The following is an 11,860-nucleotide window of genomic DNA, read 5'->3' on the forward strand; positions in this document are numbered from 1 at the left end:
CCGATGCTGGCGGCGAAAGCCGTTGTGTTCGGTCAGCAGGTATTCACCCTTGAGCTGCGCGGTATGAGCGTCGGCATCGCCCAGGGTCAGCGCCCGGTCTTGCTCTTCGCAACTCAAATGCAGGGTGATTTCTGTTGGCAGTCCGGCACGGAATCCGTTGCCAATACCCCAAGGCGAACTCAGGTCATCAGCGCGGGTCGTGCTCGACTGGCTCTGGGCAAATGCCTGCGCGGCCGCTTGCCAGAATTCATCGCTGAGGTCTGAAGGTGCTGGCAGCAGTTGTTCCTGATAACGCGGAATAAACCCGGTATCCAGCTCCGCCGCGGCAAATGCCGGGTGGCCGACGATTCGGCGCAGGAAGTTGATGTTGGTTTTCAGCCCGCCGATGGCAAACTCATCGAGCATGCTCAGCAAACGCAGCCGTGCCTGTTCACGGTCTTCGCCCCAGGCAATCAGCTTGCCGAGCATCGGGTCGTAGAAGGGCGAAATCTCGTCGCCTTCTTCAACACCACTGTCGACGCGACGCCCCGGTCCTGCGGCGGATTCACGATACAACGCCAGACGCCCGGTCGCCGGTAGAAAGTCGTTGCCCGGGTCTTCGGCATACAGCCGCACTTCAATCGCATGGCCGATCAGCGGCACCTGGTCTTGAGTCATCGGCAGCGCTTCACCGCGGGCCACGCGAATCTGCCAGGCCACCAGGTCGAGGCCGGTGATGGCTTCGGTGACCGGGTGTTCAACTTGCAGACGCGTGTTCATCTCCATGAAGAAGAACTCACCGCGCGCATCCAGCAAAAACTCCACGGTGCCGGCGCCGACGTAACCGATGGCCTGTGCCGAGCGCACGGCGGCTTCGCCCATGGCTCGACGCAGTTCCGGGCTCAGACCCGGCGCCGGGGCTTCTTCGACGACTTTCTGATGCCGACGCTGGATCGAGCAATCACGTTCGTTGAGGTATAGGCAGTTGCCATGCTGGTCGGCGAATACCTGGATTTCCACGTGGCGTGGCTTGAGCAGGTACTTCTCCACCAACATCCGCGAGTCGCCGAACGAGGACAGCGCTTCACGTTGCGCCGAGGCCAGGGCTTCGGCCAGTTGGCTGACGTCCTCGACCACTTTCATGCCTTTGCCACCGCCGCCCGCCGTGGCCTTGAGCAGCACCGGATAACCGATGCGTGCGCAGGCATCGCGGAAGGTGTCGAGGTCTTGGGCTTCGCCATGATAGCCGGGTACCAGTGGCACGCCTGCGGTTTCCATCAAGGCTTTGGCCGCGGACTTGCTGCCCATGGCGTCGATGGCCGAGGCGGGCGGGCCGAGAAAAATCAGGCCGGCCGCTTCGATTGCGCGGGCGAACCCGGCGTTTTCCGAGAGAAAACCATAACCGGGATGAATTGCCTGAGCGCCGCTGGCTTTCGCAGCGGCGATCAGTTTGTCGATTTGCAGGTAACTGTCGGCGGCTTTGCTGCCGCCCAGGTCAACGCGGATATCGGCTTCGCGGCTGTGCCGGGCATCCCGGTCGGTGGCGCTGTGCACGGCCACGGTGGTCAGGCCCAGGGCTTTGGCGGTGCGCATCACCCGGCAAGCGATTTCGCCGCGGTTGGCCACCAGCAAGGTGGTGAGAACAGGTGCGCTCATCAACGCGGCTCCTTGAGGGTGGTTTCGGCTTGCCAGGTTGGCGAGCGTTTTTGCAGGAAGGCGCGAAGGCCCTCCTGGCCTTCGGGGCTGACGCGGATTCGGGCGATGGCGTTTTCGGTGTAGCGTCGCAGCGCCGGAGTCAGCGCGCCGTGGCCGACTTCACGCAGCAAGTCCTTGCTGGCGCGCATGGCCGCCGGACTGTTGAGCAGCAGGTTGTCGATCCACTGATCGACTTTCTGTTCCAGTTCAGCCATCGGATAACTCTCCGACAACAGGCCGATTTCCCGAGCCCGTTGCCCGCCGAAACGTTCGGCGGTCAAGGCATAGCGCCGTGCCGCGCGCTCGCCGATGGCTTGCACCACGAACGGGCTGATGACCGCCGGTGCCAGGCCGATGCGCACTTCCGACAGGCAGAACTGCGCGTCATCGGCGCCGATGGCCATGTCGCAGCAACTGATCAGGCCCAGCGCGCCGCCATAGGCCGCGCCTTGTACCACCGCCACGGTCGGGATTTTCAGCTTGGCGAGGTTGTACATCAACTCCGCCAGTTCCCGGGCGTCGTCGAGGTTGGTGTGGTAATCGAGTTCGGCCGATTGCTGCATCCAGGCCAGATCAGCGCCGGCGCTGAAGTGTTTGCCACGCCCGCGGATCAACAGAAAACGCAGGCTGGCATCGCTCGACACTTTGTCCAGCGCGAGGATCAGTTCGCGGATCATTTCGGCGTTGAAGGCGTTGTTTTTTTCTTCACGGCTGAGCCACAAGGTCGCAAAACCCCTTGGATCGCTCAGCAGTTCGAGGGTGTTGAAGTCGCTCATGTTTGTCCGTCTCCACAACTCATGTGGGAGCGGGCTTGCTCGCGAAGAACGATAACGCGGTGCATCAGGTAAACCGCGGTGAATCCTTCGCGAGCAAGCCCGCTCCCACAGAAAATCACATCCGGAACACGCCGAAGCGGCTCGGTTCTATTGGCGCATTCAGCGATGCCGACAAGGCCAGGGCCAGCACGTCGCGGGTCTGCGCCGGGTCGATGACACCGTCGTCCCACAGCCGCGCACTGGAATAATAGGGATGCCCCTGTTCTTCGTACTGATCGAGGATCGGTTGCTTGATCTCGGCTTCTTGCTCGGCGCTGAAACCATGGCCACTGCGCTCAGCCTGCTCACGCTTGACCTGCACCAGTACGCCCGCCGCCTGTTCGGCACCCATCACGCCAATCCGCGCGTTCGGCCACATCCACAGGAAGCGTGGATCGTAAGCCCGACCGCACATGCCGTAGTTACCGGCGCCGAAGCTGCCGCCGATGATCACGGTGAATTTCGGCACCTTCGCGCAGGCCACGGCGGTCACCAGTTTCGCGCCGTGCTTGGCGATGCCGCCGGCTTCGTATTTCTGGCCGACCATGAAACCGGTGATGTTTTGCAGGAACAGCAACGGGATGCCGCGCTGGCAGGCCAGTTCGATGAAGTGCGCGCCTTTCTGCGCGGCTTCGGCGAACAGGATGCCGTTGTTGGCGAGGATCGCGATCGGGTAACCGTGCAGGTGGGCAAAGCCGCACACCAGCGTAGTTCCGAACAACGCCTTGAACTCATCGAACACCGAGCCGTCCACCAGCCGCGCGATCACTTCGCGCACGTCGAACGGTTGCTTGGCGTCCGCCGACACCACGCCGTACAACTCGTCGCTGCTGTACAGCGGCGCGATCGGCGCGCGTTGTTGCAGTTCACCGAGCTTGCGCCAATTGAGGTTGGCGACGCTGCGCCGGGCCAATGCGAGGGCATGTTCATCGCTCTCGGCGTAATGGTCGGCGACACCGGAAATCTTGCAGTGCACATCGGCCCCGCCGAGGTCTTCGGCGCTGACCACTTCACCCGTCGCGGCTTTCACCAGCGGTGGGCCGGCAAGGAAAATTGTCGCCTGCTGACGAACCATGATCGCTTCATCGGCCATCGCTGGTACATAAGCGCCACCGGCGGTGCAGGAGCCCATGACCACCGCAATCTGCGGAATGCCCAAGGCGCTCATGTTGGCCTGGTTGAAGAAGATCCGCCCGAAGTGTTCGCGGTCCGGGAACACTTCATCCTGACGCGGCAAGTTGGCGCCGCCGGAGTCCACCAGATAAATGCAGGGCAGGCGATTCTGTTGGGCGATGGTTTGTGCGCGTAGGTGTTTTTTCACGGTCAGCGGGTAGTACGAGCCACCTTTCACGGTGGCATCGTTGGCGACGATCATGCATTCGACGCCTTCCACCCGGCCGATTCCGGCAATCACGCCAGCGGCGGGAACGTCTTCGCCGTACACCGCGTAGGCCGCCAATTGGCTGATTTCGAGAAATGGCGAACCCGGATCGAGCAGGCGATTGATCCGCTCACGGGGCAGCAGTTTGCCCCGCGATGTATGCCGCTCCTGGGCCTTCGGGCCGCCACCTTGCTGCACTTGCGCGAGCAGGGTGTGCAGGGCGTCGACCTGTTTGAGCATTGCCGCGCTGTTGGCCGCGAACTCCGCCGAACGGGGGTTGAGCTGGGTATGCAGGATAGCCATGTGCAGCTCCGTTTAGCGGGTTTCGTTGAACAGTTCGCGACCGATGAGCATGCGACGGATCTCACTGGTGCCGGCACCGATTTCATACAGCTTGGCGTCACGCAGCAGACGACCGGCCGGGAATTCGTTGATGTAGCCGTTACCACCGAGAATCTGGATCGCGTCGAGGGCCATTCGGGTCGCGCATTCGGCGCTGTAGAGGATGACTCCGGCGGCGTCCTTGCGGGCGGTTTCGCCACGCTCGCACGCCTGGGCCACCGCATAGAGGTAGGCGCGACTGGCATTGAGTTGGGTGTACATGTCGGCGACTTTGCCCTGGATCAGCTGGAATTCGCCGATGCTCTGGCCGAACTGTTTGCGGTCGTGAATGTACGGAACGATCAAGTCCATGCAGGCCTGCATGATCCCGGTCGGGCCACCGGAAAGCACCACGCGCTCGTAGTCGAGGCCGCTCATCAGTACTTTCACGCCACCGTTGAGCACGCCGAGGATGTTTTCTTCCGGGACTTCGACGTCATCGAAAAACAGCTCGCAGGTGTTCGACCCGCGCATGCCGAGCTTGTCGAATTTGTTGCTGCGGCTGAAGCCTTTGGAATCACGTTCAACGATGAACGCGGTGATGCCGTGCGGCCCTTTTTCCAGGTCGGTCTTGGCGTAGATCACGTAGGTGTTGGCGTCAGGGCCGTTGGTGATCCAGGTTTTGCTGCCGTTGAGTACGTAGTGGTCGCCACGTTTATCGGCGCGCAGTTTCATCGACACCACGTCGGAACCGGCATTCGGTTCGCTCATGGCCAAGGCACCGATGTGCTCGCCGCTGATCAGTTTTGGCAGGTATTTGCTTTTCTGTTCGTGAGTGCCGTTGCGGTTGATCTGGTTGACGCAAAGGTTGGAGTGGGCGCCGTAGGACAGGGCGACCGAGGCCGAGCCACGGCTGATTTCTTCCATGGCGACGACGTGCGCCAGGTAACCCAGGCCCGCACCGCCGTACTCTTCAGGCACGGTGATACCCAGCAGGCCCATGTCGCCGAATTTGCGCCACAGGTCAGCGGGGAACAGGTTGTCGATGTCGATCTGAGCGGCGCGCGGGGCGATCTCTTTGGCGACGAAGGACTGAACCTGATCGCGCAGCATGTCGATGGTTTCACCGAGGGCAAAGTTCAGGGATGGGTAGCTCATGGGGCACCTTTTGGCTTTTTTGTAGGGTGGGGAGGGCAGTGATCCGGCTCTCACCTTTACGTTAACGTAAGCCTGTGACGAATGGCTGTCAATCACCCTTTACGTTAACGTCAACTTGAGCGAGAGTAGAGCCAGTTTCGACACGGTAAAGCGGACCGACTCTGTAGGAGATTCTATGGTTGAGGGCTTCCCCTCAACCATAGAATCTCCCACAGGTGACGTTCGGCAACCCACTAATAAAGACAATAGGGGTCGTCATGGATCAACCCAGTGCAAGCCCGCAGCGCAGCTATACCCGTGGTTCCCAGGACAAAGCCTTGCTGGCGATGACCATCGGTCAGGCGTTTGATAACACGGTCGCGCAACACCCGAACGGGGAGGCGCTGGTCGTGCGCCATCAGCAGTTGCGCTGCACCTGGCAGCAGCTGTCAGAGACCGTCGACCTGCACGCCAGAGCATTTTTGGCGCTGGGCTTGCAGACCGGTGACCGGCTCGGCATCTGGGCGCCGAACTGTGCCCAGTGGTGCATCAGCCAGTTCGCCAGCGCGAAAATCGGTGTGATCCTGGTCAACATCAATCCGGCTTACCGCAGTTCCGAACTCGAATACGTGTTGAAGCAGTCCGGTTGCCAATGGCTGGTCTGTGCCGGTGCCTTCAAGACCTCCGACTATCACGGCATGTTGCAAGGATTGATTCCGGAACTGGCGGAGCAATCCATCGGCCAGTTGCAGAGCGAACGCCTGCCGGAACTGCGCGGGGTGATCAGCCTGGATGCGCAGCCGCCATCGGGTTTCCTGCCGTGGTCGCAGCTGATCGATCTGGCGGCCAGCGTGTCAGTCGAGCAATTGCGCGAACGTCAGGACAGTCTGCATTTCGATCAAGCGGTAAACATCCAATACACCTCCGGCACCACCGGTTTCCCCAAGGGCGCGACTCTCAGCCACTACAACATTCTCAACAACGGCTACATGGTCGGCGAAAGCCTAGGGCTGACGGCCAATGATCGGCTAGTGATTCCGGTGCCGCTGTATCACTGCTTCGGGATGGTCATGGGCAATCTCGGCTGCGTCACCCACGGCAGTACCATGATTTATCCCAACGACGCTTTCGATCCATTGCTGACGCTGAGCACCGTCGCCGAAGAAAAAGCCACCGCGCTTTACGGCGTGCCGACCATGTTCATCGCCATGCTCGATCAGCCCAAGCGCGCCGAGTTTGATTTGTCGAGCCTGCGCACCGGGATCATGGCCGGGGCGACGTGTCCGATCGAGGTGATGCGCCGGGTTATCAATGAAATGCACATGAGCGAAGTGCAGATTGCCTACGGCATGACGGAAACCAGCCCCGTGTCTTTGCAGACCGGTCCGTCAGACGAGCTGGAATTGCGCGTCACCACCGTTGGCAGAACACAGCCGCAACTGGAAAGCAAAATCATCGACGAGGCGGGCAACCTGGTGCCACGTGGCACCATCGGTGAGCTGTGTACCCGGGGCTACAGCGTGATGCTCGGCTACTGGAACAACCCGCAAGGCACCGCCGAGGCTATCGATGAGGCGGGCTGGATGCACACCGGCGATCTGGCGAGCATGAACGACGAAGGCTACGTGTGCATTGCCGGGCGTAACAAAGACATGATCATCCGCGGCGGTGAGAATATTTACCCAAGGGAGCTGGAAGAGTTCTTCTTCACCCACCCGGCGGTCGCCGACGTGCAGGTGATCGGCATTCCTTGCTCCCGGTACGGCGAAGAGATCGTCGCCTGGATCAAGTTCCATCCCGGCCACAACGCCACCGAGCAGGAGTTGCAAGCCTGGTGCAAGGAGCGCATTGCGCACTTCAAGACGCCGCGTTACTTCAAGTTCGTCGAGGAGTTTCCGATGACGGTGACCGGCAAGATCCAGAAGTTCCGGATGCGTGAGATCAGCATTGAGGAATTGGCCTCAACGGATCGCCACGAGGTTTGAATGCCCTGACCGGTAATACCGGCCAGGGCACACTCAGCCTATGAGTGGGTTGCAATTTGCGGAGCTCGCTTGTCGCGCGCTTTCAGTTCTTCCAGCCGCGCGAGGCGATTCTGCTCGTGGATGCGTCGGGTGGTGATTCGATCCGGGTAGCAGCGCATGAACATATGGGTGAAGTGCTCGCCGTAATGAATGCGCTCTTGGCTGCCTGGTTCGAACAACGGTCGGGCAGAAGCTTCGAAACCCGGTTCGTGGAAGTACGCGCAGGCGAAGCGTTCACGAGTATTGAGCTTGACCTTGTGTGGGGTGGAAAGCAGGTAGCCATTGGTCATGAACTGCATGATGTCGCCAGGGAACACCGTCCACACCCTTGGCGTGGGTGTCACGAAAGTCCAGGGTTCCTCGTGTTCGAACAAGCCTGCCGAACTTTCTTCCGGCAGCCAGTTGCGGTTGCGCTTCTCGCCCTCGACCGGTGGGCGAATGTACAGACCGCCGACATCGTCTTGGGCTGCGATGACCAGCAGGCCATAGTCCGTGTGTGCACCAATGCCTCGGGACGATTTGGACGTTTCGGTCGGGAAGCGCAGTACGCGCATGTGGTGCCAGCCATCGCGTGTCAGGTCGGTGAAGGTGCTGATTGGCAGGTTCATGCCCAGCGCCGTGAGCTTGAGTAGTTTCTCGCCTTCTGCGCCGAGCTCGTCCATGAACGCTTTCATGCGTTTGTGATAAACGCTATCGGGCCATGGCACCGGACCATGGCAAGGCCAGCCGTTTCGAACGCGCGGGTCACTCTCGGGCAAGTCTTTGCAAATGGTGAAAATCTCCGAGTAATCCGCCTGGCCGGCAGTGATTTCCTCGCCGGAAGCGATATAGCCGCTGTAGGCTGAATCGTTGATGCAACCGCTTTTGAAGGTTTGAGGTTTCTTGAAAAAGCGCTTGCTGACGGCTATTGCCGCTTGCGTCTTGCGATCCTGTTCGACACGAGTCTTGATCTGGAAAATGCCATCTGTCTGCCAGGCGCGGATCAGTTGTTCTCCCAACGTGATATCGGCGGTACTGCCCGTTACCTTGGCGGGCAGCTTGAAGGTTTTCAACGTGATCATGTTCGTCTCCTTTTATCCAGTAAAGGGACGTGTACTCATTCGAGAGACGTTGACGAACAGCGGTGGCCAACGGAACAGCTCCAGACCTTCATGGCATGGATCATGAGTGTCCCTGCAATCCCCGGAGGGAAGGCGATTTATAGGACATCCGGGTTTTGATTTGACCTGTCATTTATGACAGTTTCGACGAGCGGGCAGTCAGAGGGTGTTGCGCAGGGGGTATACAAGGGGCAGAAAGCACAAAGGGGAGCCGAAGCTCCCCTTTAATTTTGTCGTTACGTGCTCTTTTTTTATTATTGAGGGGCGGTCTGTTGTTGTTTTTGGCAACCGTGGCCCTTTACCGCTGTTTTTGTCGATCCCCATCCGGGATCAAGAGCAAACGTATTTTTTTGAGCGCTGATCTACTTTTTCGCTAAGCGATCCAACCAGTTCGGGAGCTACCTGAAGGTAGTTTTATTGTTCTCTGCCCGGTTGCGGGTTACTTCGAAAAGCACCCTGAAAAGCACACCTTCTCCAAAAAAATCTGTTAGCTGCGTCTCTGCCGTGTTGTTCTTGTTATGTCAGAGTCGTTACGTCTTATTTTTATTGGTTTGCAGTTTTTATTCTTGTTATGCCATAGAGATAGCAGAAGCCGTGCCAACTTTTAAAAACCCTTTAAATTCAACAAGTTGAGTTTTTCGTGGGGTTTTTCATCCGACCCAAACCCGACAATTTGTTTCCGTGTTACTCGCTTGCGCCCACGTTTCAGCACACGCGGTAACACCTGGACACATCCACATTGTCACTGCGCGCTGCGGGCCTTGGCCACGCGTGAACCGGTAGGGCGCCCCAGCACCGCGCAAATCTGCTGGCCGGCGCGGATCAAGGCGTCCAGGTCGATTCCGGTCTCGATACCCAGGCCGTTGAGCAGGTAAACCACGTCTTCGGTCGCGACATTACCGCTGGCGCCCTTGGCGTACGGGCAGCCGCCGAGGCCGGCGATGGAGCTGTCGAACACCGCGATGCCTTCCAGCAGGCTGGCGTAGATGTTGGCCATGGCCTGGCCGTAGGTATCGTGAAAGTGCCCGGCCAGTTTTTCACGTGGTACATCGGCCGATACCACTTCGAACATCTTGCGGGTCGCGCCAGCGGTGCCGGTGCCGATGGTGTCTCCCAGCGAAACCTCGTAGCAGCCCATCGCATAGAGCTCACGAGCAACCCGGGCGACTTGTTCCGGTGCGATGTCCCCTTCGTAAGGGCAGCCCAGCACGCAGGACACGTAACCGCGCACGCTGACGCCATGTTGTTTGGCGGCGTCCATGATCGGCACGAAGCGCTCAAGGCTCTCGCTGATCGAGCAATTGATGTTGCGCTGGGAAAACGATTCGGACGCTGCGGCAAACACAGCGACTTCCTTGACCCCGGCGGCGATGGCGTCTTCAAAACCCCGCAGGTTGGGGGCGAGGGCGCCATAGGTCACGCCCGGCTTGCGCTGGATCTGCGCGAAGACCTCGGCGGAGCCGGCCATTTGCGGCACCCATTTGGGCGAGACGAAACTGCCGACTTCTATATAACCCAGGCCTGCGGCGGTCAGTGCGTCGACCAGTTGCACCTTGTCTGCAACGCTGATGGGCTGGGCTTCGTTTTGCAGACCGTCGCGGGGGCCGACTTCGACCAGGCGTACGTGGGAGGGTAGGGACATGGAGGATTCACCTGTAGTAGTGGGCGAACGACGATCTACTGTGGGAGCGGGCTTGCTCGCGAAGGCGTCGGGCCAGCCGACATCAGTGTTGAATGACAGACCGCTTTCGCGAGCAAGCCCGCTCCCACATTAAATCGTTGTACGGTTATTGGACGGCCTGCTGGCTCTTGATTGTCTGTTCCAGCGCCTGAGTGCAGCGCTCTTCGGCCGTATCGAGTTCCAGTTTCATCTGTTCGATGTCCAGCAATTGCTGTTCGAGTTGTTCCCGACGCTCGGCGATTTTCGCCAGCATGCTGTGCAGTTGCTTGGTGTTACCGCTGGAGGGGTCATAAAGCTCGATCAGCTCGCGGCATTCGGCCAGGGAAAAACCAATGCGCTTGCCCCGCAGAATAAGCTTCAGGCTGACCTTGTCACGGGGCGAATAAATGCGTTCCTGACCGCGGCGCTCGGGGCTGAGCAGGCCTTGCTCTTCATAGAAGCGAATAGCCCGGGTGGTGATGTCGAGCTCGCGGGCGAGGTCGGAAATGCTATAGGTCTGGCTGCTCATGGAAGCGCTCGAAAAAGGTCATGGCGCTAAGCTAATGGCAGGTTGACGTTTACGTCAAGGGGCATGGATCTTCGTTGGTATCACCGGCCTCTTCGCGAGCAAGCCCGCTCCCACAGGTGATCGCGTTCTCTCAGGGGAATGCGATCACCTGTGGGAGCGGGCTTGCCCGCGAAGAACGATTACACGGTCCAAAAACCCTACACCTTATCCAGCTTCTTCTCATGCGCCGTAACCTGTTGGCACAACTCGATCATCTGCTCGCGCATCCAGCGGTTGGCCGGGTCCTGGTCAGTACTTTCGTGCCAGTAGAGGTGGGTTTCCACCGGCGGAACCTCTTTAACCGGCAGGTTCACCGAGTACAAGTCATGGCGACGGGCGAAGCGTTCCGGCACGGTCATGACCATGTCGGTCTGCTGCAACACCTGGGACGCCATCAAATAATGCTGGGAGCGCAGGGCAATCTTGCGCTGGATGCCCATTTTGCCCAGGGCCAGGTCGACATAGCCCAGGCCGCTGCGCCGGCTGGAGATATGGATGTGGGTCAGGGACAGATAATCGTCGAGGGTGAATTTCTCTTTGCCCGCCAACGGATGGCCCTTGCGCATGGCGCACACGTAACGGTCCTCCATCAACTTGACGTGACGCACCTGCGGGTCGGTGTTGAGTGGCGCATCCACCGCAAAATCGAGACGCCCGGCCGCCAGTTCCTTGGTGGTCTCACGACGTTTGGACAAGAAGCTTTCGATGATCACCGTCGGCGCCAAGCGTCGCAGGCGCTGGAACAGCGGCGGCAGGATCACCGCTTCGGTGAGGTCGGTCATGCTGATGCGGTAGGTCTTGACCGCCTGTAACGGGTTGAAGATCCGGCTTTCCTGCACCGACACCCGCAGCAAGGAGAGGGCGTTGCGCACGGGGCCGATGATGTTCTGTGCCATCGGCGTGGGCACCATGCCTTGGGCGGTGCGCACGAAAAGCGGATCGTTGAAGGTCTCGCGCAGGCGGGCCAGAGCGTTCGAGACTGCCGGTTGAGTAATGCCGACAATCTGCCCGGCGCGCGTCAGGTTGGCTTCGGTGTAGATCGCGTCGAAGACGATGAAAAGGTTGAGGTCGACCTTGCTCAGATTCATTGCGCTGCGCTCTCTGCTCTTGTTTTAGGAAGGTGGCTCGATCAGTCGATCATATATCGGTGATGAATGTTAATACACGCCGAGAATAGGCT

Annotated in this window: 9 protein-coding genes; 1 reads left to right on the forward strand and 8 read right to left on the reverse strand. The window is 59.7% G+C overall.

The genetic code is table 11. From position 1 onward, the window contains the following. The 4 genes from PMI36_RS25315 to PMI36_RS25300 all read right to left on the reverse strand — a co-directional run. Positions 1 to 1,635, reverse strand: a 1,635-nt coding sequence (locus PMI36_RS25315; protein ID WP_008068235.1) for an acetyl-CoA carboxylase biotin carboxylase subunit, incomplete at its 3' end; no start/stop codon positions are given. Next, on the reverse strand, positions 1,635 to 2,450 hold the full coding sequence (locus PMI36_RS25310) for a gamma-carboxygeranoyl-CoA hydratase (protein WP_007904070.1): 816 nt from the start codon (positions 2,448 to 2,450) through the stop codon (positions 1,635 to 1,637). The genes PMI36_RS25315 and PMI36_RS25310, both read right to left, overlap by 1 nt. Positions 2,451 to 2,565: 115 nt before the next feature. Further along, positions 2,566 to 4,173 (reverse strand): carboxyl transferase domain-containing protein, encoded by a 1,608-nt coding sequence (locus PMI36_RS25305; RefSeq protein WP_008068237.1) that lies wholly within the window; start codon positions 4,171 to 4,173, stop codon positions 2,566 to 2,568. A gap of 12 nt (positions 4,174 to 4,185) precedes the next feature. Beyond that, positions 4,186 to 5,349, reverse strand: a complete 1,164-nt coding sequence (locus tag PMI36_RS25300) for an isovaleryl-CoA dehydrogenase (RefSeq protein ID WP_007904074.1) — start codon at positions 5,347 to 5,349, stop codon at positions 4,186 to 4,188. Between the two features lie 257 nt (positions 5,350 to 5,606). Here PMI36_RS25300 and PMI36_RS25295 point away from each other — a divergent pair, with 257 nt between their 5' ends. Next, on the forward strand, positions 5,607 to 7,313 hold the full coding sequence (locus PMI36_RS25295; RefSeq protein WP_008068239.1) for an AMP-binding protein: 1,707 nt from the start codon (positions 5,607 to 5,609) through the stop codon (positions 7,311 to 7,313). 38 nt (positions 7,314 to 7,351) lie between these two features. Here PMI36_RS25295 and PMI36_RS25290 read toward each other — a convergent pair whose 3' ends face one another. The 4 genes from PMI36_RS25290 to PMI36_RS25275 form a co-directional block, all read right to left on the reverse strand. Beyond that, positions 7,352 to 8,413, reverse strand: a complete 1,062-nt coding sequence (locus tag PMI36_RS25290) for a 2-oxoglutarate and iron-dependent oxygenase domain-containing protein (RefSeq protein WP_008068240.1) — start codon at positions 8,411 to 8,413, stop codon at positions 7,352 to 7,354. Between the two features lie 781 nt (positions 8,414 to 9,194). Beyond that, entirely contained in the window at positions 9,195 to 10,094 is a 900-nt protein-coding gene (locus tag PMI36_RS25285) for a hydroxymethylglutaryl-CoA lyase (protein ID WP_008068242.1), read from the reverse strand. A 145-nt stretch (positions 10,095 to 10,239) separates the two neighbouring features. Beyond that, a complete protein-coding gene (locus tag PMI36_RS25280) occupies positions 10,240 to 10,641 on the reverse strand; it encodes a MerR family transcriptional regulator (protein WP_008068244.1) in 402 nt (133 codons plus the stop codon). Positions 10,642 to 10,838: 197 nt separating this feature from the next. Continuing rightward, positions 10,839 to 11,768, reverse strand: a complete 930-nt coding sequence (locus PMI36_RS25275) for a LysR family transcriptional regulator (RefSeq protein WP_008068246.1) — start codon at positions 11,766 to 11,768, stop codon at positions 10,839 to 10,841. Positions 11,769 to 11,860: the final 92 nt, after the last annotated feature.

Source organism: Pseudomonas sp. GM79 (assembly GCF_000282495.1).
GTDB lineage: Bacteria > Pseudomonadota > Gammaproteobacteria > Pseudomonadales > Pseudomonadaceae > Aquipseudomonas.